General features: G+C 66.9%; 20 protein-coding genes. 9 read left to right on the top strand and 11 right to left on the bottom strand.

Annotated elements, in window-relative coordinates:
* Window positions 1–203 precede the first annotated feature (203 nt).
* Genes AC07UW_RS03700 through AC07UW_RS03690 form a run of 3 tightly spaced genes read left to right on the top strand, consistent with a single transcriptional unit; the run spans window position 204 to window position 3,617 of the window.
* Window positions 204–770, top strand: a complete 567-nt coding sequence (locus AC07UW_RS03700; protein ID WP_223494609.1) for a TetR/AcrR family transcriptional regulator — start codon at window positions 204–206, stop codon at window positions 768–770.
* Window positions 770–2,443 (top strand): MFS transporter, encoded by a 1,674-nt coding sequence (locus AC07UW_RS03695; protein ID WP_025879335.1) that lies wholly within the window; start codon window positions 770–772, stop codon window positions 2,441–2,443. The genes AC07UW_RS03700 and AC07UW_RS03695 overlap by 1 nt, the downstream gene beginning before the upstream one ends.
* A 10-nt stretch (window positions 2,444–2,453) precedes the next feature.
* On the top strand, window positions 2,454–3,617 hold the full coding sequence (locus tag AC07UW_RS03690; protein WP_495211459.1) for an HlyD family secretion protein: 1,164 nt from the start codon (window positions 2,454–2,456) through the stop codon (window positions 3,615–3,617).
* A 132-nt stretch (window positions 3,618–3,749) separates the two neighbouring features.
* Here the strand turns inward: AC07UW_RS03690 and AC07UW_RS03685 are convergent, their stop codons facing one another.
* The 7 genes from AC07UW_RS03685 to creB form a co-directional block, all read right to left on the bottom strand.
* Window positions 3,750–4,235, bottom strand: coding sequence for a Fur family transcriptional regulator (locus tag AC07UW_RS03685; protein WP_025879333.1), 486 nt, complete (start codon window positions 4,233–4,235; stop codon window positions 3,750–3,752).
* Between the two features lie 34 nt (window positions 4,236–4,269).
* Window positions 4,270–5,673 carry a glutamate--tRNA ligase gene (gene gltX / locus AC07UW_RS03680; protein ID WP_033830686.1) on the bottom strand — a complete coding sequence of 468 codons (1,404 nt, stop codon included), beginning with the start codon at window positions 5,671–5,673 and terminating at the stop codon, window positions 4,270–4,272.
* Window positions 5,674–5,826: 153 nt separating this feature from the next.
* A complete protein-coding gene (locus AC07UW_RS03675; RefSeq protein ID WP_312110413.1) occupies window positions 5,827–7,464 on the bottom strand; it encodes a M28 family metallopeptidase in 1,638 nt (545 codons plus the stop codon).
* A 177-nt stretch (window positions 7,465–7,641) separates the two neighbouring features.
* Window positions 7,642–8,052: a hypothetical protein gene (locus AC07UW_RS03670; RefSeq protein WP_134832207.1), complete on the bottom strand. Its 411-nt coding sequence runs from the start codon at window positions 8,050–8,052 to the stop codon at window positions 7,642–7,644.
* A gap of 10 nt (window positions 8,053–8,062) precedes the next feature.
* Window positions 8,063–9,376 (bottom strand): cell envelope integrity protein CreD, encoded by a 1,314-nt coding sequence (gene creD, locus AC07UW_RS03665; RefSeq protein ID WP_312110418.1) that lies wholly within the window; start codon window positions 9,374–9,376, stop codon window positions 8,063–8,065.
* Window positions 9,377–9,457: 81 nt separating this feature from the next.
* Entirely contained in the window at window positions 9,458–10,918 is a 1,461-nt protein-coding gene (creC, locus tag AC07UW_RS03660) for a two-component system sensor histidine kinase CreC (protein ID WP_495211458.1), read from the bottom strand.
* Between the two features lie 3 nt (window positions 10,919–10,921).
* Window positions 10,922–11,647, bottom strand: coding sequence for a two-component system response regulator CreB (gene creB, locus AC07UW_RS03655; protein WP_495211457.1), 726 nt, complete (start codon window positions 11,645–11,647; stop codon window positions 10,922–10,924).
* Between the two features lie 35 nt (window positions 11,648–11,682).
* Between creB and AC07UW_RS03650 the strand changes: the two genes are divergently transcribed.
* From AC07UW_RS03650 to AC07UW_RS03630, 5 genes are all read left to right on the top strand, one after another.
* Window positions 11,683–12,540, top strand: a complete 858-nt coding sequence (locus tag AC07UW_RS03650; protein ID WP_263929710.1) for a 23S rRNA (adenine(2030)-N(6))-methyltransferase RlmJ — start codon at window positions 11,683–11,685, stop codon at window positions 12,538–12,540.
* 95 nt (window positions 12,541–12,635) lie between these two features.
* Window positions 12,636–13,181: a GNAT family N-acetyltransferase gene (locus AC07UW_RS03645; RefSeq protein WP_025879325.1), complete on the top strand. Its 546-nt coding sequence runs from the start codon at window positions 12,636–12,638 to the stop codon at window positions 13,179–13,181.
* A 126-nt stretch (window positions 13,182–13,307) separates the two neighbouring features.
* The gene (gene mfd / locus AC07UW_RS03640; RefSeq protein WP_223494599.1) at window positions 13,308–16,772 is read left to right on the top strand and encodes a transcription-repair coupling factor; all 3,465 of its coding nucleotides are present in this window, start codon (window positions 13,308–13,310) and stop codon (window positions 16,770–16,772) included.
* Between the two features lie 82 nt (window positions 16,773–16,854).
* Window positions 16,855–17,370 carry a hypothetical protein gene (locus tag AC07UW_RS03635; protein WP_025873765.1) on the top strand — a complete coding sequence of 172 codons (516 nt, stop codon included), beginning with the start codon at window positions 16,855–16,857 and terminating at the stop codon, window positions 17,368–17,370.
* Between the two features lie 183 nt (window positions 17,371–17,553).
* The gene (locus tag AC07UW_RS03630; RefSeq protein WP_495211456.1) at window positions 17,554–18,159 is read left to right on the top strand and encodes an HD-GYP domain-containing protein; all 606 of its coding nucleotides are present in this window, start codon (window positions 17,554–17,556) and stop codon (window positions 18,157–18,159) included.
* 33 nt (window positions 18,160–18,192) lie between these two features.
* On the opposite strand, the gene AC07UW_RS03625 is transcribed toward AC07UW_RS03630, so the two are convergent.
* The 3 genes from AC07UW_RS03625 to gpmA form a co-directional block, all read right to left on the bottom strand.
* Window positions 18,193–18,711 carry a hypothetical protein gene (locus AC07UW_RS03625; protein ID WP_312786158.1) on the bottom strand — a complete coding sequence of 173 codons (519 nt, stop codon included), beginning with the start codon at window positions 18,709–18,711 and terminating at the stop codon, window positions 18,193–18,195.
* 141 nt (window positions 18,712–18,852) lie between these two features.
* The gene (locus AC07UW_RS03620) at window positions 18,853–20,943 is read right to left on the bottom strand and encodes a M13 family metallopeptidase (protein WP_495211455.1); all 2,091 of its coding nucleotides are present in this window, start codon (window positions 20,941–20,943) and stop codon (window positions 18,853–18,855) included.
* Window positions 20,944–21,100: 157 nt separating this feature from the next.
* Window positions 21,101–21,850, bottom strand: a complete 750-nt coding sequence (gene gpmA, locus AC07UW_RS03615; protein ID WP_025873769.1) for a 2,3-diphosphoglycerate-dependent phosphoglycerate mutase — start codon at window positions 21,848–21,850, stop codon at window positions 21,101–21,103.
* Window positions 21,851–21,944: 94 nt separating this feature from the next.
* Here gpmA and nfi point away from each other — a divergent pair, with 94 nt between their 5' ends.
* Complete coding sequence (gene nfi / locus AC07UW_RS03610) at window positions 21,945–22,625, top strand: deoxyribonuclease V (protein ID WP_495211454.1); 681 nt, start codon at window positions 21,945–21,947, stop codon at window positions 22,623–22,625.
* Between the two features lie 27 nt (window positions 22,626–22,652).
* Here the strand turns inward: nfi and AC07UW_RS03605 are convergent, their stop codons facing one another.
* On the bottom strand, window positions 22,653–23,627 hold the full coding sequence (locus tag AC07UW_RS03605) for a cation diffusion facilitator family transporter (RefSeq protein WP_495211453.1): 975 nt from the start codon (window positions 23,625–23,627) through the stop codon (window positions 22,653–22,655).
* Between the last annotated feature and the right edge of the window lie 135 nt (window positions 23,628–23,762).

Raw genomic sequence — 23,762 nt, 5'->3', positions numbered from 1 at the left:
TCCGCGCGTGGTGTGGATTTTCTGACTTTGACGGCGGCATGCTGTCGTTCTCTCCCGGGGGGCCAGGTTGGCCCCCCGTCTTTTTTGCTGACCTCGATCGACCCTCACGCATCCGTCACAAAGATGTGCGTACGACAACAAGCGGACAATCCCGTCGCCATCTGTCTCTCGCCATCCGGACATTTGTGTCCGAAAATGAAGCCATGACCACCCAACGTGCCGATGCCGCTGCCCGCCGAGCCCTCATCCTCGATGCTGCCGACCATGTGTTCGGCCAACACGGCGTCACCGCGCCGCTGGACCTGGTGGTCGAGCGTGCCGAAGTCGGCCGCGCCACCCTGTATCGGAATTTCCCTGACCGCACCGCGCTGATCCAGGCGCTGCTGCAGCGCACGGTCGACCGCATCCGCCGCCAGGTCGAGCAGCTTGGCGACCGCGACGACGCCCTGTTCGAGGTGTTCGAAGGCATGGCCCAGCGCATCGTCGATTCGCCGGCACTGGCCGATTACTGGCGCGCGGTCGATTCGGACGTGCCGGCCATGCGCACCGCACGCGAGACCGTGCGCGACCTGCTGGAAGCCCCCATCGCCCGCGCCAAGGCTGCTGGCCTGTGCCGGCCCGACCTCGAGAAGACGGATATTTCACTGATCTCGGGCATGCTGGGCGCGGCCCTGCGCGGCAAGACCCGCGATGAGCGCGCCCAATTGGCCGGGCGTGCCCTGCAACTGCTGCGCGGGGGACTCCAGGGAGCAGCCAACGGGGAACGCTGATGGTGCAGCCGTACCTCAAGCCGGTTCCGGATTGGGAGGAGCACGAGAAGCCGACCATGCCCGGTTCGGCATCGATGCCCTGGCACCCGCCCTATCGGCGTGCAGCCTATGCACTGGTGTCGCTGCTGGTGGCCATCACCGGCGGCCTTGGCAACGCGCTGGTAACGGCCAACCTGCCCTTCCTGCAGGGGCAACTGGCGCTCACCCCCACCCAGGGCAGCTGGCTGGTGGCTGCCTACGCCATGGTCAACGTGACCGCCAACCTGCTGGCCTTCAAGTTCCGCCAGCAATACGGCATCCGCCTGTTCGCCGAGATCGGCCTGGGGCTATATGCGGCGCTGGCGGTGCTGCACCTGTTCGTCGGCAGTTTCGAGACCACCATGCTGACCCGCGCCGCCAGCGGTTTCGCTGGCGCGGCCTGTTCGACGCTGGGGACGCTGTACATGCTGCAGGCGCTGCCGCGGCGATTCACCGGCAACCTGCTGGTGATCGGCGTCGGCCTGTCGCAGCTGGCGGTGCCGATTGCCTGGATCGTCTCGCCCGGCCTGGTCGATACCGGCCAATGGCACCAGCTGTATTCGTTCGAAGCGGGGCTGGCGCTGTGCGCGTTTGCCGCCGTGGTCGTGCTGAAGCTGCCGCCGGGCATCCAGGTCAAGGCCTTCGAACCGCTGGATTTCCTCACCTTTGCCCTGCTCGCGCCCGCCGTCGCCCTGCTGGTGGTGGTGCTGGCCCAGGGCTACACGCGCTGGTGGTTGAACACACCGTGGCTGGGCTGGGCGCTGATCGCCTCCATCGTGCTGACCACCACCGCACTGATCATCGAACACTACCGGCGCAACCCGCTGCTGCAGATCCGTTGGCTGTCGACCCTGCCGGTGATGCACTTCATCGTCGGCGCCTTCCTGATCCGCTTCCTGACCACTGAACAGTCCTACGGCGTGGTCAACCTGATGCGCACGCTGGGCATGGGACCGGACCAGATGCGGCCGCTGTTCGTAGTGATCCTGGCCGGGGTGGTCACCGGCATCGCCGGTGCGTCACTGACCTTCGGCCCGAAGCGCCTGATTGCGCAGTTGCTGATGGCGATCCTGCTGCTGGGTGCCGCCGCGTTCTTCGACCAGCACCGCACCAGCCTGGATCGCCCGCACGACTTCTACATCAGCCAGTTCCTGGCGTCGGTGGGCGCCGGCATGTTCATGGGCCCGCTGATCATGCTCGGCATTTCCGCCGCGTTGAAACAGGGCGTGGACCACATGATCACCTTCCTGGTGACATTGTCGATCACGCAGACGCTGGGCGGACTGGCCGGCTCGGCCGTACTGGGAACATTCCAGCTGCATCGCGAGCAGCTGTATTCCAGCGCGCTGACCAGCCAGCTCGATCCAGCCGACCCGGTGGTGGCACAGCGCCTGCGCATCCAGCAGCAGCTGTACGCAGCGCAGATCACCGACCCGGTGCTGCGCAGTGCCCAGGGCAGCGCGCAGCTGGCACAGACCACCCGCCGCGAAGCCAACGTGCGAGGGTTCAACGATGTGTTCACCCTGAGCGGTTGGCTGGCAATCGGTTTCCTGTGCTGGTTGCTGCTGCTGTCGCTGCGTACCGCCGTACGCAAACAATGGCGCAAGCGCCATCCTTCCTCCCCCGCTGCGGCTGCGACCGCGGCACCGCGCTGAGTCCACCGTCATGCCTCCCGTCCCGCCCCGTCCAGACGACACCGACTCTGCCGAGAACGTCACCCCGCCGCCGCCCACCGATGCGGCACCGGCGGCGACGCCTGCCGCGCCCGCCGCCGCGCCGAAGTACCTCAAGCCGAGTTCGCGCAGCGTGGTGGTGATGGTGGTGGTGGCCCTGCTGGGCATCGCGCTGATCCTGCGCGCCTGGCACCTGTGGCCGTTCACCAGCAGCGTGATGGTGACCGACAACGCCTACGTGCGTGGGCAGATCACGGTGATGGCGCCGCAGGTGAACGGCTATGTGACCGACGTGCTGGTGAAGGACTTCCAGCACGTGAAGCAGGGCGAGCCACTGCTGCGCATCGACGACCGCATCTACGCGCAGCGGGTGGCGCAGGCGCAGGCCACACTGGACAGCGCGCGCGCGGCCCTGGCCAATTCGGACCAGTCGCAGGCGCAGAACCGCGCGCAGATCGCTGCGGCGCAGGCCACGCTGTCGGCCGGCCAGGCCGAGCTGCAACGCTCGCGCAACGAGGCCAAGCGCTACGAGGAACTGGCGGCGCAGCAGCTGGTGTCGATCAACGACCGCGACAAGTTCCGCACCAGCCAGGCCTCGGCGCAGGCCAGCGTGCAGCAGTCGCAAGCGCAGATCCGCATCGCCGAAGAAACCCTGGTCTCGACCCAGGTCTCGCGCAAGAGCCTGGAAGCGCAGGTGGAAAGTGCGCAGGCACAGCTTGAGCTGGCCCGCATCGACCTGGCCAATACGGTGATCCATGCGCCGCGCGATGGGCAGATCAGCGAGGCCAGCGTGCGCGTGGGGCAGTATGTGGCGGCCGGGTCGCAGCTGCTGTTTCTGGTACCCGATGCATTGTGGGTGGTGGCCAACTACAAGGAAGGCCAGACCTGGCAGATGAAGATCGGGCAGCCCGCCTCGTTCTCGGTGGATGCGTTCCAGGGCCAGGTGCTGCGCGGACGGGTGGAGCAGATCGCGCCGGCCACCGGATCGGAGTTCAGCGTGCTGCGCCCGGACAATGCCAGCGGCAATTTCACCAAGGTGGTGCAGCGGCTGCCGGTGCGTATCTCGATCAACGGGGACCAGGAACTGGCGGCGCGGTTGCGGCCGGGCATGTCGGTGATCGTGCGGGTGGATACCGCGACCAAGCCGATGGACTAGGGCGCCGGCCCGGTGGAGTCGAGCCATGCTCGGCTGCATTGTTATGAAATGGGGTCAGATCCCTTTGCCACTGGCAAAGGGATCTGACCCCAAACCCGAGGAAGCCGGCCAGCGGCCGGCACTACCCTCGCATCAACCTGCGCAGCGGGCGCAGAGTCCGTGTACTTCCAATGTCTGTGCCTGCGGTTGGAAGCCGAGCTCCTTGGCCCGCTTTTCCAGCTGGGTCACGATCTCACGGTCTTCCAGTTCCACCGCGCTGTGGCAGCTGTTGCAGATCAGGAACGGCACCGAATGGGCCGCGCTGCTGGGATGGTGGCAGGCCACGAAGGCATTGACCGATTCCAGCTTGTGCACGAAGCCATTGGCCATGAGGAAGTCGAGCGCGCGGTACACGGTGGGCGGGGCGTCAGCGCCCACGCCCTTGCCGTTGCGCACCCACTCCAGCAGCTCGTAGGCCTTGACCGGCTTGCCGGCCTCGGCGATCAGCTTGAGCACGTTGGCGCGGATGGGGGTAAGGCGCAGCCCGCGCTCGCGCGAGACACGCTCGACCACCGCCACGAAATCCGAAGCGTCGTGGACATGGTGGTGCGGGGCCGTACAGGCGGTTTTGGCGGACATGCGCGTTCTCCAGTTCGGGCGTGGGCCGCAGGGCTCAGGCCGTTGCTACCTTGGTGATGGCCACATCGATGCGTTTCAAGGCCTGCTCGCGGCCGGCCAGGTACACCGTATGGGAAATGTCAGGGCTGACCTGGGTGCCGGTGATGGCCACGCGCAGCGGCTGGGCGACCTTGCCCATGCCCATTTCCAGCGCGGCGGCTGCATCGTGCAGGGCCACGCCAACGGCCTCGGCGGTCCACTCCGGCAGGGCCGCCAGCAGCTCGCGGGCCTTGCCCAGCGGCAGTTCCGCACCGGCCTTGAAGTGCTTGGCCACGGCCGCTTCATCGTATTCGTTCAGCGGCTGGTACCAGACCACGGCCTTCTCGGCCATTTCCTTCAGGGTCTGCACGCGCTCGCGGAGGGCGATCACCACGTCCACCGGCGCCGGGCCAGCGGCCACATCCAGGCCCAGCTTCTGCAGCTGGTAGACCAGGTGCGGCACGATCGCGGCCGGCTCCTCGGTCTTCAGGAAGTGCTGGTTGACCCAGCCCAGCTTGGCCATGTCCAGGCGCGAGGCCTTGGAATTGCAGTCCTTCACATCGAACAGGTCGATCAGTTCCTGGCGGCTGAACAGTTCCTGGTCACCGTGCGACCAGCCCAGACGAGCCAGATAGCTCAGCAGTGCATCAGGCAGGTAGCCGGCGTCCTTGTACTGCATCACGTCGGCCGCGCCGGTGCGCTTGGACAGCTTGGCGCCCTGCTCGTCCAGGATCATCGGCATGTGGCCGAACTTCGGCACCGGTGCGCCGATGCCTTCGTACAGGTTGATCTGGCGCGGGGTGTTGTTGATGTGGTCGTCGCCACGGATGACTTCGGAGATCTTCATGTCCCAGTCGTCCACCACCACCGCGAAGTTGTAGGTGGGGTAGCCGTCCGGACGGAAGATGACCATGTCATCCAGCTCGCTGTTGGCGATCTCGATGCGGCCCTTGATCAGATCATCGAACACCACCGTGCCTTCAAGCGGGTTCTTGAAGCGGATGACGCGGTTCGGGTCGTCCCTGTACGGCAGGCCCTGCTCGCGGGCAGCGCCGTTGTAACGCGGCTTTTCCTGCCTGGCCATCGCGGCCTCGCGCATGGCGTCCAGCTCTTCGCGGGTTTCGTAGGCGTAGTACGCCTTGCCGTCGGCGATCAGCTGCTCGGCCACTTCCTTGTACCGGGCGACGCGCTCGGTCTGGTAGAACGGGCCTTCGTCGTAGTCCAGGCCCAGCCACTCCATCGCCTCCAGGATCGCATCGATCGCGCCCTGGGTGCTGCGTTCACGGTCGGTGTCCTCGATGCGCAGCACGAACTCGCCGCCACGATGGCGGGCCTCCAGCCAGCAGTACAGCGCGGTGCGGGCGCCACCGATATGCAGGTAGCCGGTGGGACTGGGGGCGAAGCGGGTGCGGCAGGTCATGGAGGACTCGAGGAACGGGTATCCCCCGATTTTACCAGCCCTCCGCCCCCTGCGGAAAAAGGGGACGGAGGGGGCAAGTCGCTATTGCCGCGCTCCCGGGAGAACGCCGATGCAGCGGAGGGGAAATACGACTTGATCCCCTCCGTCCCTTTTTCAGGGCTCGGGCTTGCGCGGGAACGGCTGCTCGCGCATGGCGGCGTGGTAGGCGAAGGAGGCGACGATGGCGGCGGCCTGCTTCAGGTCTTCCGGTTCGGCGTGGTCCCAGGTGTCCAGGTGGCTGTGGTGGACGTTGCTGAAATAGTCCAGCTTGTCCTGGATGAACTGGAAGCCCGGCAGGCCGATGCGGTCGAAGCTGATGTGGTCGGTGCTGCCGGTGTTGCGGGTGGCCACGGTGGTTGCACCCACGTCATGGAACGGGGCGAGCCAGGCTTCGAAGATCGGCATCGCCGCCAGGTTTTCCTGGGCGTAGATGCCACGGAAGCGGCCCGAGCCGTTGTCCATGTTGAAGTAGACCTGGAACTTGCCGTAGTCGCGGGTCTTCTGCAGGGCACCGGTCGGTTCGCGCAGCGAGGCCGGCAGCGCCTTCTGCGCCGGGTCGGTGGGCTCGGGGAATCGACCGAAGTGCTTGGCCACGTACGCCTGCGAACCGATCAGTCCCTGTTCCTCGCCACTCCACAGCGCAACCCGGATGGTGCGCTTGGGCTTGGCACCGCTGGCCTTGAGGATGCGCATGGCCTCCATCATCACCGCCACGCCGGCGGCGTTGTCGGCCGCGCCGGTGCCGCTGTGCCAGGAATCCAGGTGCGCGCCGATCATCACCACCTCGTCCGGCCTGCTGCTGCCACGGATCTCGGCCAGGGTGTTGTAGCCGGGCTGGTCGGCCTCGTCGGTGAAGCGTGCGGCCACATCCACGCGCAGGCGCACGCTCTGCTTGGCTTCCAGCGCGCGTACCAGCGGATTGAAGTGCTCGGCGATCATCGCCAGTTCGGGAATGCCGACCGCTTCGCCGGCCTTGCGCGAGCCGCCACCGGCCACGCGGATGATGCCGTTGTCCCAGCTGCTGATGCTGATCGAGGCCAGCGCGCCTTCTTCAACGAAGAATGCGTTGACCTTCGCCGCCAGCGCCTGCTTCTCCTGGTATTCCTTGACCCGCTTGGCGCGGTCGGCGGCCACGTCCTTGTCCTTGGGCAGGGTGAATTCCTGCAGGCCTTCCAGCGAGGTGGCGTCGTGCCGGTGCGAATCGGCGTCGGTGCCGCGCTTGTATTCGCGTGCCTCGCCCAGCAGCAGGATCTTTCCACGCAGCTTGCCGCGATATTTCTCGATGTCCTCGGGCTTCTTGATGTCCACCTGCAGCAGGTCGCCCTCGACCGGGCCATTGGTGCCCGGCGTCCACGCCTTGGGCAGCGCATGCAGTGGCTGCACGCGATCGCCCAGCATCTCGACGCTGGCCGAGGTGAATTCCCAGCCACGGCCGAATTCGTCGAAGGCTTCGTCATGGACATTGTCCAGCTTCCATTCGCTGAACTTGCCGCGGGTCCAGGCGTTGGCACGCCCCATCGCCGGCGAATTCGTCAGGCGCGGCCCGATGCGTTCGGTGAGGTAGCTGAAGGTATCCATCACCTGCGACTTGTGGAACGCCTGCTGGCGGATCTTGCCGACCATGTCCAGGTCCACCGGCTCGCGCTGCTGCGCCACCGCATTGCCACCCATCGCCAGCGCTACTGCCAGCACGCCCCACTTCAGCCCGCTCCACGTCAACACGCCGCACCCCTGCCCTTTCGGCTCGATCATCATCCTGTCGAGTCTAGCCAGCCGGGGCGCCCGGCCCACGTCCCATCGGTCATGGGCATCTGCTAGATCCACGCCATGCGTGGATGGCGCCTTCCCACCGAAGAGCGGTGCGGACCAAGGTCCGCACCCAGCAGAGGCCCCGTAGAACCACACCACGCGTGGATGGGCCTTCCGCTGTCACCCCTTCCACCCCAGCCACAGCTGCGCGCGTTCGGGCAACAGCAGCAGCCAGTGCCGCTGGTCGATGCTGCTGCAACCAAACACCGCCGCATGTTCCGGCCAGTCTGCCGGCAACCCGTCGATGCCGATCTCCGACAATGCCGCCGCCCCGGCCTTCCATGGCCGGTAACGGGGCACCTTGCCGGCGAGCGCGCCGCGTCCGTGCCGCGCCTCCCGCAACCAGTCCAGTCCGCGCCGCTGCAATCCTTCGCAGGTGACGGCGGCCAGCTGGAAGCGGACCAGGCCGGGCGCGATCCGTGCCCCCGGCAAGGCCGCCAGTACCCCATGGGCCTGCAGCAGTGCATCCACCTCCAACAGCGCGGGAATGCCCTGTCGTGCCCGTTGCTGCAATCCTTGGCGCCAGCCCATGGCGTGCTCCTTACTTCTGCTCGGCCAGGGCGTACCAGTCAACCCGACGGGTCACCCACATCGCCAGCGCGAGGATCACGAACAGCAGCAGCGAGCCCATCAGCAGTGCATTGTTTTCCGAGACCAGCAGCCCATACAGCGCGCCGTACAGCACCGTCAGCATCGCGGCGAAGCCCAGGCCCCGCTTCCAGTGACCCAGCACATTGGCCAGGTACACCGCCTGCAGGCTGATGCAGGCCAGCGCCGAAACCAGGTAGGCCTGCCAGAAGGCGATGTGCTCGGACAGGCTGATCAGCAGCAGGAAGAAGATCGCCAGCGCCAGGCCGACCATCAGGTACTGCAGCGGGTGGATGCGCAGCGACTTGATCAGTTCGAACAGGATGAAACCAACGAACGTCAGCACCACGAACAGCACGCCGTACTTGGAAGCGCGGTCGGCCTGGGTATAGGTATCGACCGGGTCGACCAGCGAAACCTGCACCGCCTGCGCATCCAGGTCATCGCCCTCGCGCAGTCGCTGCTGTGCGTCCGATGCCAGCGAGGACACGGCCCAACGTGCATCGAAGCCCTGCGCATCCACACGCCGCTCGTTCGGCAGGAATGCACCGGCAAACGACGGGTGCGGCCAGCTGGACCGCAGCGCGATCTGGTTGTCATCGCCCACCGGCACCACCGACAGCGAGCGGCTGCCATCGAGCTGCAGTTCCAGTTCCACGCTGCTGGCCGCCAAGGTGCCTCCGGTGCGGGCAATGCCGGCAATCGGTGCATGCAGCCCACGGCCCAATGCGGATGCGCCGGCCACGCCCGGCAGCAGCTTGACCTGCTGCCCATCAACCCGCAGGTTCGGTGTACCGACCAGGCCACGCGCATCGGACACGCCCAGCGCAATGTAGGCGTCGCCATAGGTCATGCCATCGTGCTCCGGGTAGTCGTCCTCGCTGAAGGTCGCCTTGAGCTGGCCATTCCAGCTGTATACCGGCACCTTGAACAGGCCGACCGAGCGCTGGCTGGGCAGCAGCTCGCCACTGATCTGCAGAGTGGCCGGCGGCTGCAACCAGTAACCCTGGGTGGTCTGCAGCTCCGTCTTCTTGTTGCCCTGCGCATCGACCACTTCCACCTGCTCGCGCTTGGACCATGGCACCACGCGCACCGGCCCGACCACGCGCTGGGTACCGGCACGGCTTTCGGCCACCCGCGAGTAGGCCTCTTCGCGATAGGCGCTGCGCTCGGTGATGACGCTGCGGATCAGGAACAGCGGGATCAGCAGCAGCAGGATCAGGCCGCCGACAATGGCGAACCGCAGCAGCATCTTCAGGGATTTCATCGTCCGTCCTCGTTGGAGAGGACTGCAGGATGGACGGCTGCGGTGAGCAGGGTTTGTGGCGAATTTGAAGCGGGTGTGAAGTCAGCGCCGCAGACGCTGGCCCGGTATCGCCAACGGCAGCCACAGGCTGGCCACGGTGCCGCCGCCTTCGCGCGGCTGCAGGCTGGCGCGGCCGTCATGCAGGCGCACGACTTCCTGCACGAAGGGCAGGCCGAGGCCGGAACTGCGGCGGCCAGTGTCGGGTCGGGCCAGCGAATAGAAGCGCTCGAACACGCGCTCGCGTGCGTAATCGGGAATGCCCGCGCCACGGTCGGCAACCTGCAGGCGTACGCCCTGCCCATCCAGTTGGGCATCCAGCTGCACCTGTGCCCCGGGTGGCGAGAACGCAATGGCGTTGTCGATCAGGTTGTGCAGCGCCTGTCGCAGCAGATAACCATCGCCCTGCACGCGCAGGTCGGGCACCTCGTCGATGTGCAGCTGGACACCTGCGGCCTGCGCGCGCACCTGCGCCGCCGCCGCGGCTTCCTGCAGCAGCACCGGCAAGGCGATCGGATCACGAGTCTGCAACCAGCCGTGCTGCTCGACCTCGGCCAGCGCCAGCAGCTTGTCGATGGTTTCGGTCAGCCGTTCCTGCTGGTCGACGATGCTGCGTGCGAAATGCGCACGGTCGGCGTCGGCCATCGGCTCCTGCAGCAGTTCGGCGGCACCGCGGATCGCCGCCAACGGGCTTTTCATCTCGTGGGTCAGCGATTGCACGTACTGCTCGACGTACGCCTTGCCTTCCAGCTTTCGCCGCATGGTCTCCAGCGCCTGGCCAAGATCGCCGATCTCGTCGCTGCGCCGCTTTGGCGGCGGCACCGGTTCGCCGGCGCTGACCGCACGCGCATAGCGGCTGAGCTGGCCCAGGCCGTTGGTCAGCCACATCGTCACCAGCACGCCCACCAGCGCCGACAGACCGATCAGCCACGCACCGCGCTCGATGATGGCGCGCTGGCTGGCGGCGATGAACGGATCGATGCTGCGGTTGGGCTGGGCCAGGCTGAGCACGCCGATCAGCGTGCTGCCATCGGCCGGGTCATACACCGGCGCGGCCACGTGCATCACCGTGTTGCTGTCATCGCCCGGCGTTTCCGGGCTGGAGCGCGCACCGTATTCGCCGCGCAGGGTGCGGTAGACATCGTTCCAGCGCGAATTGTCGCGGCCCACGTCGCGGCCCAGCGAATCGTAGATCACGATGCCCTTGGCGTCGGTGATCGTCACCCGGTAGTCCAGCGCACGCTTGGGGAAACGCCAGACCATCGCCTTCAGGTCGCGCTGCCGGGCCTTGGCCAGGTTGCGGGTGAAGGTGCCATTGCGGATGGTGCCGGCCTTGACGTCGGCGGCGGCCATTTCCGCCAGCACGTTGGCCGCATCCACCAGGGTCGATTCCATCGCCTGGCGCACGCCCGGCTTCACTTCGTTGACGAACACGCGCATCACGAAGAACGCAGCGATGCCAACGATCAGGAAGAACCCCAGGAACAGTTTCAGGACCAGACGCACGCGTCAGACCTCCAGGGCGTAGCCGAGGCCGCGATGGGTGCGGATCGGCTCACCGCTGGCGCCGGCCGCACGCAGCTTGGCACGCAGCGTCTTGACGTGGGTGTCGACGGTGCGGTCGGCGCTGTCGGCGGCGCTGTCCCAGCCACGGTCCATCAACTGGGCACGGCTGAGGATCGCGCCGGGGCGCTGCAGCAACGCCTCCAGCAACGCATATTCGTAGCGGGTCAGGTCCAGCGGATGGCCCTGGAAGCGGATGCGGCGGCCATCGCGATCGATGGCGAAGGCACCGTGTTCCTGCCAGCCGGCCTCGGCGGACGGGGCCACCGGAGTGGGCGTGGCACGCCGCAGCCGGGCACGCACCCGCGCCACCAGCTCGCGCGGCGAGAACGGCTTGGCCATGTAGTCGTCCGCCCCAAGCTCCAGGCCCAGTACGCGGTCGAGTTCGTCGTTGCGGGCGGTCAGGAAGATCACCGGCACCTGCGCCACCGGCCCCGGCAGGGCCCGCAGCCGGCGGCAGACTTCGAAACCACTGAGGTCCGGCAGGCCGACATCCAGCACCACCAGGTCGATATCGCCGGCCTGCAGCCGCTGCAGCGCCTGCCCGCCCAGCAGGCAATGGCTGGCGGCGTAGCCTTCGCTGCGCAGCGCATAGAGCACGGTTTCGGCGATGGCCGCTTCGTCTTCGACCACCAGGACATGGGTAACAGGGGCTGTCATGGCGCGAAGCATAGCCGCTGCGGCCCTTGCCCCGTACACTGCCGCCCATGAACTATCGCCACGCCTTCCACGCCGGCAACCACGCCGATGTCCTCAAGCACATCGTGCAGCTGGCCCTGATCGACAGCTTCAAGCGCAAGGACAGCCCGTTCTTCGTGCTCGACACCCACGGTGGTGCCGGCCGTTACCTGCTGGCCAGCGAAGAAAGCCGCAAGACCCTGGAAGTCGAATCCGGGGTGATGCGGCTGATGGCCCAGCCCAAGCTGCCCGAGGTGGTCGAGCGCTACCTCAAAGCGGTGCAGGCTGACAATCCGGTCGGCGCGATGATCGCCTACCCCGGCTCGCCGCTGCTCAGCGCGCAGGCCATGCGCCCGCAGGACCGCATGGCGGTGTGCGAGCTGCAGGAGGATGAGGCCGCTTCGCTGAAGACCCTGTTCGCCCATGACAGCCGCGTCGGCGTGCACCCCGGTGACGGCTACGCACTGCTGCGTTCGCTGCTGCCGCCCAAGGCCAACGGCGCCAAGATCGGCCGCGGCCTGGTCCTGATCGACCCGCCCTACGAAGCCCAGGACGCCGAGTACCAGGCAGTCCTCGCCGCGCTGGCCGAGACCCTGGCCCGCTGGCCCCAGGCCACCTGTGCGGTCTGGTTCCCGATCAAGCAGCGCCGCACCATCCTGCATTTCCTGCGCAAGGCCACCGCACTGCCGGTGAAGTCGGCGATGACCATCGAGTTCCTGGTCCGCCCGGACGACTCCCCGCTGCGCCTCAACGGCAGCGGCATGCTGGTGCTCAATGCCCCCTGGCAGTTCGACCGCGTGGTCGGCCCGGCCCTGCCGGCCCTGCGCCAGCATCTGGGCGAGCCTGGCGCCAGCACCCGCCTGGACTGGCTGAAGACGGCCGAATAAGGGCCTTCACGAGGCTGTACGACCGTGAGCCTTTCGTTCACGGAATGCAGCCCCGGTGATGACACAATCGATGGACCACCAAGGAATCACCCGGTATGGCCACTCGCAACCGCATGCCGCCCTGGCATGAGATCTTCAAGGCTCCCAGCGGCCACGAGCTGCTGATCCGCCCCATCCGCCCGGAAGATGGCGCGCCGCTGCAGGCCGCCTTCAGCCTGTTCGGGCCGGAAGAAATCCGCGACCGCTTCCTGCAGTCGGTGACCGAGCTGTCGCCGGAAACCACCCAGCGCCTGACCCATCCCAACCCGAAGACCGAGATCACCCTGGTCGCCGCCGAGTCGCTGCCGGCCGGTGAGGCCGTGGTCGGCGCGGTGGCCCGTGCCTCGATCATCCCCGGTACCCGGGAAGCCGAGTACGCGATCCTGATCAGCCGCTTCCTGATCGGCCAGGGCCTGGGCCGCCAGCTGATGCGCAAGCTGGTGAAATGGGGCCGCGGCAAGTACCTGGACCGCCTGTATGGCGATGTCGCCGCCGAGAACGAGCCGATGAAGCAGCTGGCCGCCTCGCTGGGCTTCAAGCCGGTCCCCCATCCGAACGGGGCCGAAGGCCTGGTGCGGATGGTGCTGGAACTGGACAACTAACGGCAGCGCCGGGCCCTGCCCGGCGATGTTGATCCGACCGCTGCGCTCGCCGGGCATGGCCCGGCGCTACCCCGGTCACGTAACGATCATGGGCCAGGCGGGGGCTTCTGCTAAAATCCGCGGTTCATGTCGCGTACTCAATACCCCGCCCCGCCGCTGCCACGTGCCGGCCAGCTTCGCGCCTGGTGGCGCGCCCCCGCCTCGCCCACTGCCCTGGCCTGGTATCTGGCCCAGGCAGCGCGCACGCATGACGCCCCGCTGCTGGTGGTGGCCCGTGACAACCACGGTGCCAACCAGATCGAAGCGGATCTGCATACCCTGCTGGGAGGCGACCCGAGCCTGCCGGTGGTGGCGTTCCCGGACTGGGAGACGCTGCCCTACGATCGCTTCAGCCCGCACCCGGACATCATTTCGCAGCGTCTGTCGGCCCTGCACCGCCTGCCCACGCTGAAGCGCGGCCTGGTGGTGGTGCCGGTGCAGACCCTGCTGCAGCAGCTGGCTCCCCGCAGCTATGTCATCGGCGGCAGCTTCAATCTTGAAGTCGGCCAGCGCCTGGACCTGGAAGCGGAGAAGCGTCGCCTCGAAAGCGCCGGCTACCGCAACGTGCCGCAGGTGATGGACCCGGGTGATTTCGCCGTGCGTGGCGGCCTGCTTGACGTCTACCCGATGGGCGCCGACGAGCCGCTGCGGGTGGAACTGCTGGACGAGGACATCGATTCGATCCGTGCGTTCGATCCGGAAAGCCAGCGCTCGCTGGACAAGGTCGAGGCGGTGCACATGCTGCCCGGCCGCGAAGTACCGATGGACGACGCCAGCATCGCCCGGGTGCTGGCGACCCTGCGCGAGCGCTTCGACGTCGATACCCGACGCAGTTCGCTGTACCAGGACCTGAAATCGGGCCTGGCCCCGGCCGGCATCGAGTACTACCTGCCGCTGTTCTTCGAGCGTACCGCCACCCTGTTCGACTACCTGCCTGCCGGCAGCCTGCCGGTGGTCTGTGTCGGTGCCGCTGAAGCGGCAGAGACCTTCTGGACGCAGACCGGCGAGCGCTACGAGCAACGCCGCCATGATGTGGAACGACCGCTGCTGCCACCGTCGGCGCTGTACCTGTCGCCGGACCTGCTGCGCGAGCGTTTGAACGACGCACCGCGCATCGAGGTATGGGCTGCCGATCACGCCCGCATCGCCGAGGCGCATGCGCTGGGCGACCAGCCGTTGCCGCCGCTGCCGGTGGCCGCGCGCGAGGCGCCGGCCGGTGACGCGCTGAAATCCTTCCTTGGCCATTACCCTGGCCGAGTGCTGATCGCCGCCGATTCGCCGGGCCGTCGCGAGGCCCTGCTGGAAGTGCTGCAGGCCGCCGAGCTGAAGCCACCGGTGGTGGCCGACCTGCTGTCCTTCCTGGCCAGCGACGAACGCTTCGCCATTGCCGTGGCGCCGCTGGAAGACGGCTTCGCCCTGGATGCGCCGCACATCGCGGTGCTGACCGAACGCCAGCTGTTCCCCGAGCGCGCCGGCAGCACCCGTCGCACGCGCCGCGCCGGACGAGAGCCGGAAGCGATCATCCGCGATCTGGGCGAACTGACCGAAGGCGCGCCGATCGTGCACGAGGACCATGGCGTCGGCCGCTACCGCGGACTGATCGCGATGGACGTCGGCGGCATGCCCGGCGAGTTCCTCGAAATCGAGTACGCCAAGGGCGACCGCCTGTACGTGCCGGTCGCACAGCTGCACCTGATCAGCCGCTATTCCGGCGCGTCCGCCGAAACCGCGCCACTGCATTCGCTGGGCGGCGAGCAGTGGAGCAAGGCCAAGCGCAAGGCCGCCGAGAAGGTGCGCGATGTGGCCGCCGAACTGCTGGAGATCCAGGCCCGCCGCCAGGCGCGTGCCGGACTGGCACTGCAGGTGGACCGCGCGATGTACGAGCCGTTCGCCGCCGGTTTCCCGTTCGAGGAAACCCCCGACCAGCTGGCTGCCATCGACGCCACCCTGCGTGACCTGGCCAGCAGCCAGCCGATGGACCGCGTAGTCTGCGGCGACGTGGGCTTCGGCAAGACCGAAGTTGCCGTGCGCGCCGCGTTCGCTGCCGCCAGCGCTGGCAAGCAGGTGGCGGTGCTGGTGCCGACCACGCTGCTGGCCGAACAGCATTACCGCAATTTCCGCGACCGCTTCGCCGACTATCCGATGAAGGTCGAAGTACTGTCGCGCTTCAAGAGCACCAAGGAGATCAAGGCCGAGCTGGAGAAGGTCGCCGCCGGCACCATCGACGTCATCGTCGGTACCCATCGCCTGCTGCAGCCGGACGTGAAGTTCAAGGACCTGGGCATGGTCGTCGTCGACGAGGAGCAGCGCTTCGGCGTGCGCCAGAAGGAGGCGCTGAAGGCACTGCGCGCCAACGTGCACCTGCTGACCCTGACCGCCACGCCGATTCCGCGTACGCTGAACATGGCCATGGCCGGCCTGCGCGACCTGTCGATCATCGCCACCCCGCCGCCGAACCGGCTGGCGGTGCAGACCTTCATCACCCAGTGGGACAACGCGCTGCTGCGCGAAGCCTTCCAGCGCGAGCTGGCACGCGGTGGTCAGCTGTATTTCCTGCACAACGACGTGGAGAGCATCGGCCGCATGCAGCGCGAGCTGTCCGAGCTGGTGCCCGAAGCGCGCATCGGCATCGCCCATGGGCAGATGCCCGAGCGCGAGCTGGAAAAGGTGATGCTGGACTTCCAGAAGCAGCGCTTCAACGTGCTGCTGTCGACCACGATCATCGAATCGGGCATCGACATCCCCAACGCCAACACCATCATCATCAATCGTGCCGACCGCTTCGGCCTGGCCCAGCTGCACCAGCTGCGTGGCCGCGTCGGTCGTTCGCACCACCGCGCCTACGCCTACCTGGTCGTACCCGACCGTCGTTCGATCACGCCGGATGCGGAAAAGCGCCTGGAAGCGATCGCCTCGATGGACGAACTGGGCGCCGGCTTCACCCTGGCCACCCACGATCTGGAGATCCGCGGCGCCGGCGAACTGCTGGGCGAGGACCAGAGCGGGCAGATGGCCGAAGTGGGCTTCAGCCTGTACACCGAGCTGCTGGAACGCGCAGTGCGCAGCATCAAGCAGGGCCATCTGCCCGACATCGATGCCGGCGAAGAAGCGCGGGGCGCCGAGGTCGAGCTGCACGTGCCGGCGCTGATTCCGGACGACTACCTGCCGGACGTGCACACCCGCCTGACGTTGTACAAGCGCATTTCCAGCGCACGCGACAGCGATGCGCTGCGCGAACTTCAGGTGGAGATGATCGACCGCTTCGGCCTGCTGCCGGATGCGGCCAAGAACCTGTTCGCGATCGCCGAGCTGAAGCTGCAGGCCAGCACGCTGGGCATCCGCAAGCTGGACCTGGGCGAGAACGGTGGCCGCATCGTGTTCGAATCCAAGCCGAACATCGATCCGATGGCGGTGATCCAGCTGATCCAGAAACAACCGAACCTCTATGCCATGGACGGTCCGGACAAGCTGCGCGTCAAGCATCCGCTGCCACTGCCCGAAGACCGCTTCAACGCCGCACGCGCGCTGCTGCTGACCCTGGCCCTGCGTTGATCGATATCCAAGGTTCCGGTCCGCCGCGGGCGGCAGACCGGTACCTTTTCCGTTTACTGCGCCCGCGACAAGGAGTGTTGCCGTGAATCGTTTCGCCCCCCTTCTGCTCGCCACCAGCCTGGGCCTGCTGGCCGCCTGCCACAGCGGCATGAGCAACCGCGACTACCTGCATGAGAATGTCGCCAGCTGGAACGGCACGGTCAGCATGGTCGAGCAATGGACCAACGGCCCGAACGGCGAGTCCTTCCATGCGTCGCTGCAGGACGGCAAGAGCATGCAGCAGCATCGCTTCGGCCTGAAGAACGCGCACAAGGAAATCGCCGACCGGCTGGTCTTCGTCCAGCAGTTCACCCATGGCAAGGACGCCGATGCACTGCACCAGAACCTGCTCGATTCCCTGAAGAGCACCGAACACATGTTCGCCGTGATGGAACAGCTGGCCGCCCTGCCCGATGGCTACAGCGAAGAACAGGTCACCCCGCTGCTGCAGACGCTGGATGAGGCCGTGACCAGAATGGACGAAGACATGCAGACCCTGAGTGACGCTCAGGACGCCTTCGCCAAAGCCCATCGCATCCACCTGCAGACCACCGGCTGAGCCACGCCGCCCCGGTTGCCGATGCGGCCTGGGCCAAATGCTGCATGCGACTGAACGCACAGCCCCACGCGGGACCGTCGATGCCCCCCGCGTGACACTGATGCGGGTACCCTATGCGCCGCCCCGGCCCGCTCTCGCGGGCCTTTCCGTTTCCTGCGCAGCTTCGCCGCGCCGCCAGTTCCGATGCCCCAGCCCAGACCTCCCGACCTCCTGCACGCGCAGGCCTGCCTGATCGACGCCCTGTCGATGTCGCTGCAGATGCGTGATGCCTATACCCGCCACCACTGTGACCGCGTGGGCCTTCTTGCGCAGCACCTTGCCCTGCACTGCGACCTGGATGAGGACGCCTGTGCGCAGGTCGGCCTGGCCGCGCGCTTCCACGACATCGGCAAGATCGGCATCCCCGACGAGGTACTGCTGAGCCCGCGCCGGCACAGCGACGAAGAGCGCGCGATCATGCGCGAGCACCCGGTGCGCGGCGAGCACATTTTCCTGGCCACCGGCCGCAGTGATGCCGCGCCGGTCGCGCGACTGATCCGTGCCCATCATGAAGCGTTCGATGGCAGCGGCTATCCCGATGGCCTGCACGGCGATGCCATTCCGCTCGGCGCCCGCATCGTCACCATTGCCGATGCCTACGATGCAATGACCAGCGTGCGCCCTTACCGCGCGGCGATGGAGCACGAGACGGTGCTGCGGATCCTCGATGAGCAGGCCGGTGGCCTGATCGATCCCTACGTGCTGCAGCGTTTCCACGGCATGCTCAGGAACGAGCCGGCGCTGGCCTGAGTTGCACACCGCGGAGACTGCCTGCGGGCCTCTCTAGGTACCTTTGGCGCGGGCGCGGGACCTCAATGGAATCCCAGCAACCGCACTGAAGCCAATCCCGCTCAGCAATCCAAAGAAGCCGCCGACCGGGAAGCAGAAGATGAGCCCCCAACCAAGGTCCATCAGCAGAATCTCCAGGTAGCCATCTTCCGGCGGCCAGGCGGCCCGCAGCATCAGCATGATGCCGCCGATCAGCGTAGCGCCAACGCAGACCGATACCCAGCTCAGGCGTCGGCGCCAGTGAAGCAGCCCGATCCAGGGCCCGCAGAGCACTACCGCGAATGCCATCGACACCATCACTTCGTGAAGTGATGCAGCCAGCCGGACGAGATAGTACGGGGTCCTGCCAAGTGTCAGCGCGAACAAGACCACCACCACCACCAGGCCCACCCAGGGCGTGATCGCGCCAATGGTCATCCCCAGCCACAAGGGCCGACGGTGCCCGCACGCCGGCATCGGCGCGACCGCTGCAGCAGGTAACGTGTTGCTGGATTCGTATAAATTGAAGCTCATGACCGTCCCTGGGCCCCGTGCAGGGCGTGCGCAGCGCGCGCATCCTAACGCATTCATTGCAGCCGATGGCGATGTAGGCAGGCGGAAACAGGAAGGCCCGGAATTCGCCGGGCCTCCTGCATTACTGCCGCATGCGATCGATTACCAGATCACCACGCGCTTGTCGTCGGCACGCACCATCGCATCGCCAGCCTTGCACTGGAACGCAGCCGCATAGGACGGCATGTTCGACGGCGCACCGTTGGCACGGAAGTTCGCCGGTGCGTGCGGATCGGTGTTCAGGCGCACGCGCAGCTCACCGTCGGTGAAGTTGCGACGCCACACGGTGGCCCAGTTCATGAAGAAGCGCTGGTCCTGGCTGTGACCGTCCACCTCGACGTTCGCCTTCGGGTTCTCCTTCAGCGCCATCTGCAGGGCATCGTAGGCCACGGTCAGGCCACCCAGATCGCCGATGTTCTCGCCCAGGGTCAGCTTGCCCTTCACGAACACGCCCGGCACCGATTCATAGCCGTCGAACTGCGCGACCAGCTGGTCGGTTCGTTCGGTGAAGGCCTTGCGGTCGCTGTCGGTCCACCAGTTGTCGAAGTTGCCGTTGGCGGCGAACTGGCTGCCCGAGTCGTCGTAGCCGTGCATCATCTCGTGGCCGATGACCGCACCGATGCCACCGTAGTTCAGCGCCGGATCGGCCTTGGCATCGAAGAACGGTGCCTGCAGGATCGCCGCCGGGAACACGATCTCGTTCTTGGTGGCGTTGTAGTAGGCGTTGACGGTCTGCGGGGTCATGCCCCACTCGGTCTTGTCCACCGGCTTGCCGATCTTGTCCAGCATGTATCGGTAGTTGAACGCACGCGCTGCCTGCATGTTGCCCAGATAGCTGTCACCGTTGGTCTGCAGACCCGTCCACTCACGCCACTTGTCCGGGTAACCGATCTTCGGGGTGAAGCTGGCCCACTTTTCCAGCGCCTTCTTCTTGGTTTCCTCGCCCATCCACGGCAGCTGCTCCAGGCGCGCCTTCAGCGCCACCGACAGGTTCTGCACCAGATGCTGCATGGCCTCCTTGGATTCGGCCGGGAATACCGCGTCCACGTACAGCTGGCCCAAGGCTTCGCCCATGCCGCCGTTCACCGACTCCAGCACACGCTTCCAGCGCGGCTGCATTTCCTGCTGGCCGCGCAGGGTCTTGCCGTAGAACTCGAAGTTGGCCTTCTCGAACTGGCTGCTCAGGTACGGCGAGGCATCGTCGATGGTGTGGAAGCGCAGGTAGGACTGCCAGGTTGCGGCCGGGACGTCGGCCAGCATCTTGTCCATTTCGCTGAAGAAGCCCGGCTGGGCCAGCGAGAACTTCTGTGCAGCCGGCACCTTCAGCGTGTCGAACAGCGCGGTCCAGCTGAAGTTCGGGGTCAGCTTGTCCGCATCGGCGGCGCTGAGCGGGTTGTAGCGCTTGGCCGGGTCACGCATTTCGATGCGCGACATCGAGGCCTTGGCCAGGCGGGTCTCGAACGCCATCACCGCCTTGGCCTGTTCGGCAGCCTGCGCCGCGTCCACGCCGGACAGCGTCAGCACCTGCCCGATGTAGGCCACGTAGGCGTCGCGAATCTTGGCCTGCGCGTCGTCGAAGTAGTAGCCCTTCTCCGGCAGGCCCAGGCCGCCCTGGCCGACGTAGGCGATGACGTTGGCCGAATCCTTGTAATCGGCATTGGCGAACAGCGAGAACAGCACGCCCTGGCCCTGCGCCTGGCTGTCGCGCAGGTACTGGGTGATGGCGGCGGTGTCGTTCAGCGCAGTGATCTTGTCCAGCGTCGGCTGCAGCGGCGCCAGGCCGGCAGCCTCGATCTTCGCTTCGTCGCTGCCGGTCTTCCAGATGTCACCGATCTTGGCTTCCACCGAGCCGGCCTTGGCCTGGCTGGCCGCGGCCTGCTGCACCAGCGCGTGCTGCACTTCCAGCGAGCGCTCGCGCAGGATCTCGAAGCTGCCCCAGGTGGTCTGGTCGCCCGGCACCGGGTTGGCTTTGAGCCACTTGCTGTTGACGAAGCCGTTGAGGTCGGTACACGCGGCGATGGACGGATCCAGATCGGCGCTGTTGAGGCTGATCAGCGCGGTCTTGATCTGCGACTGGTCGAACGCCGGCTTGGCGGCGTCGGCAGCGGGCGCGGTCTCGTTCTTGCCACAGGCGGCGAGCGAAGCGGCGATGGCGATGGTCAGGCCCAGCGGGACCAGATTGCGGACATTCATGGCGTGTCTCCAACGGCGAATCGTCCAGCGTAGCCGCTGCGGCGATGGTGGGGACCGGCCAAAGGTCACAGGGGGAACGCCCGTGGTCGCAACCGGGTAGGTGCGGACCGTTGGTCCGCACACACCCAACAGGGGAATACCCACCAACGGTGGGTATCTACCGCGCCTTGCCCTGGTTGGCCACGGCTTCGGCGGCCTTGCGTGCCGCTTCCGGGTCACCCAGGTAACGGAACGACTTCACGGTGAGATCGTCGTTCAACTCGAACAGCAGCGGAATGCCGGTCGGGATGTTCAGCTCGAGGATTTCCTCGCGCGAGACGTTGTTGAGGTACTTGTACAGCGCGCGCAGCGAGTTGCCGTGGGCGGTGACCAGCACGGTCTTGCCATCCTTCAACTGCGGCGCGATGGCGTCGTGCCAGTACGGCAGCACGCGGTCGAGCGTCGTCGCCAGCGATTCGGTGCCCGGCAGCGCGTTGCGATCCAGCCCGGCATAGCGGCGGTCGTGGATCGGGTGGCCCGGATCTTCCAGGTCCATCGCCGGCGGCGGGATGTCGTACGAACGGCGCCACACCTTGACCTGGTCCTCGCCATGCTTGGCGGCGGTCTCGGCCTTGTCCAGGCCCTGCAGGCCGCCGTAGTGGCGCTCGTTGAGGCGCCAGGACTTGTTCACCGGCAGCCAGTCCTGCTCCAGCTCGGCCAACGCACCCTGCAGGGTGTGGATGGCGCGCTTGAGCACGGAGGTGTGGGCGACGTCGAACTGCAGGCCTTCCTCGCGCATCAGGCGGCCGGCGGCAGCCGCTTCCCGGCGCCCCTGCTCGGTCAGGTCGACATCGACCCAGCCGGTGAAGCGGTTGTCCAGGTTCCACTGGCTCTGGCCATGGCGCAACAGTACGAGTTTACGGGTCACTGCAGGGTCTCCAACGCGAGGAAAGGCAGGCGGCCATTGTAGCCCCGGCGCCCGCTCACCGCGCCGTGGCGGTGTGGATGTCATCCTGTGGCCGATGAATGCACTGATCGACCCCGGGCGCTGGGAAGGCAGCGTCAGCGCCGCCCGCGAACAGCAGAAGCAGCTGGCCACCCGCGTGCAGCGGCAGGACCGGCTGCCCACTACCGTGCGCTGGCTGGCCGGGCTGGATGTCGGCTTCGAGGAAGACGGCGCGATCACCCGCGCTGCGGCCGTGTTGCTCGACGCGGACACCCTGCAGCCGGTGGCGCAGGAAATCGCCCGCATCCCCACCGTGATGCCCTATATCCCGGGCCTGCTCAGCTTCCGCGAACTGCCGGCGCTGCTGGCTGCGTTGGCGTTGCTGCCGCGCGCACCGGACCTGGTGTTCGTCGATGGCCATGGCATCAGCCATCCGCGCCGGCTGGGCATTGCCGCACACCTGGGCGTGGTGACCGACCTGCCGAGCATCGGCGTGGCCAAATCGAAGCTGGTCGGCCGCTTCATCGAGCCCGGGCCCGAGGCCGGCGCGCACACGCCGTTGCTGGACGGCGGCGAGCAGCTCGGCTGGGTACTGCGCAGCAAGCTGCGCTGCAAGCCGCTGTTCGTCGCCGGCGGGCATCGGGTCAGTGCCGATACCGCGTTGGCCTGGGTGCAGCGCACGCTGCGCGGCTATCGCCTGCCCGAGCCGACCCGGCTGGCGGATCGGCTGGCCTCGCGGCGCGACGAACAGAGGTAGCGCCGGGCACCAGCCGCCACACCCGCTTCAGCGATGCACGTGACCGCGATGGCCCTGCGCATCGGCAGCTGCATGATCGTGCCCGGCGTGATCGTCGTCCTTGCCCGCCGACGGCTGGCCACAGGTTTCGCCGCAATGGTCGGCTTCGATCTGCAGGGTCACGTGTTCGATACCGAAATCATCGTGCAGGCGATCACCGAGTTCGCGCCGCAGGCGGTCGGCGTCGTCGCCTTCGCGCATCACGATGTGCGCGGTCAGTGCCGGCGTGCTGGACGCCAGCGCCCACACGTGCAGGTCATGCACGTCCAGCACTGCGTCGTGGTCGGACAGGCGGTCGCGGACCCTGGCCACGTCCATGCCCTTGGGCACGCCTTCCAGCAGCACGTTGATGGCCTCGCGCATCAGCATATACGTGCGCGGCAGCACCCACAAACCGATCAGAACGGCCAGGATCGGGTCGATCGGCTTCCAGCCGGTCCATTGGATCAACAGCGCGCCGGCGATCACCGCCACCGAGCCGAGCATGTCGGCCCACACTTCCAGGTAGGCGCCCTTCACGTTGAGGCTCTCGCCGCTGCCGGCCTGCAGCAGGCGCATGGAGATCATGTTGATCACCAGGCCGACCGCGGCAATCACCAGCATGCCGGTGGAAGCTATCTCCTGCGGTTGGCGGAAGCGACCGATGGCTTCCCACAGGATGTAGCCGGCAACCACGAACAGCATTGCGCCGTTGATCATCGCGCCCAGTGCTTCAAGACGTGCATAACCGTAGGTGCGGCGCGCGTCCGGCGGGCGCCGGCTCAGCCGCACGGCCACCAGCGCGATCATCAGTGCCAGGGTGTCGGTAGCCATGTGCGCGGCATCGGACAGCAGTGCCAGACTGTTGGTCCAGAATGCACCGACCACCTCCACGACAAGGAAGGTGGAGGTCAGGCCGAGCGCCCACCACAAGGGTTTCTCGTGGCGGATCTCGGATGGCAGGTGATCGTGGTCGTGACCCATGGCAACAGCTCCTTAGCGATGGGAGTCAGGCTACGCCGGCGGGTGTCGGGAAACTATCACGGTGTTTATAACATTGCAGGCATGCACGGCTGGCGCGAAGCGGGAGGGTGCCGGCCAACGGCCGGCAACACCGCC

The organism is Stenotrophomonas sp. GW821-FHT02D01 (assembly GCF_059421765.1).
The sequence above is the reverse complement of the archived record's forward strand: the minus strand, read 5'-3'. Positions and strand labels throughout refer to the sequence as shown.

Excerpts from the sequence above, each read along its gene's own strand:
- mfd (WP_223494599.1), top strand. The coding sequence starts at position 13,308 with ATGTCGCGTACTCAATACCCCGCCCCGCCGCTGCCACGTGCCGGCCAG.
- AC07UW_RS03605 (WP_495211453.1), bottom strand. The coding sequence starts at position 23,627 with ATGGGTCACGACCACGATCACCTGCCATCCGAGATCCGCCACGAGAAA.
- AC07UW_RS03620 (WP_495211455.1), bottom strand. The coding sequence starts at position 20,943 with ATGAATGTCCGCAATCTGGTCCCGCTGGGCCTGACCATCGCCATCGCC.
- AC07UW_RS03650 (WP_263929710.1), top strand. The coding sequence starts at position 11,683 with ATGAACTATCGCCACGCCTTCCACGCCGGCAACCACGCCGATGTCCTC.
- AC07UW_RS03695 (WP_025879335.1), top strand. The coding sequence starts at position 770 with ATGGTGCAGCCGTACCTCAAGCCGGTTCCGGATTGGGAGGAGCACGAG.
- AC07UW_RS03685 (WP_025879333.1), bottom strand. The coding sequence starts at position 4,235 with ATGTCCGCCAAAACCGCCTGTACGGCCCCGCACCACCATGTCCACGAC.
- AC07UW_RS03645 (WP_025879325.1), top strand. The coding sequence starts at position 12,636 with ATGGCCACTCGCAACCGCATGCCGCCCTGGCATGAGATCTTCAAGGCT.
- AC07UW_RS03690 (WP_495211459.1), top strand. The coding sequence starts at position 2,454 with ATGCCTCCCGTCCCGCCCCGTCCAGACGACACCGACTCTGCCGAGAAC.
- creD (WP_312110418.1), bottom strand. The coding sequence starts at position 9,376 with ATGAAATCCCTGAAGATGCTGCTGCGGTTCGCCATTGTCGGCGGCCTG.
- AC07UW_RS03630 (WP_495211456.1), top strand. The coding sequence starts at position 17,554 with ATGCCCCAGCCCAGACCTCCCGACCTCCTGCACGCGCAGGCCTGCCTG.
- creB (WP_495211457.1), bottom strand. The coding sequence starts at position 11,647 with ATGCTTCGCGCCATGACAGCCCCTGTTACCCATGTCCTGGTGGTCGAA.
- AC07UW_RS03625 (WP_312786158.1), bottom strand. The coding sequence starts at position 18,711 with ATGAGCTTCAATTTATACGAATCCAGCAACACGTTACCTGCTGCAGCG.
- AC07UW_RS03700 (WP_223494609.1), top strand. The coding sequence starts at position 204 with ATGACCACCCAACGTGCCGATGCCGCTGCCCGCCGAGCCCTCATCCTC.
- gltX (WP_033830686.1), bottom strand. The coding sequence starts at position 5,673 with ATGACCTGCCGCACCCGCTTCGCCCCCAGTCCCACCGGCTACCTGCAT.
- nfi (WP_495211454.1), top strand. The coding sequence starts at position 21,945 with ATGAATGCACTGATCGACCCCGGGCGCTGGGAAGGCAGCGTCAGCGCC.
- AC07UW_RS03675 (WP_312110413.1), bottom strand. The coding sequence starts at position 7,464 with ATGATCGAGCCGAAAGGGCAGGGGTGCGGCGTGTTGACGTGGAGCGGG.
- AC07UW_RS03670 (WP_134832207.1), bottom strand. The coding sequence starts at position 8,052 with ATGGGCTGGCGCCAAGGATTGCAGCAACGGGCACGACAGGGCATTCCC.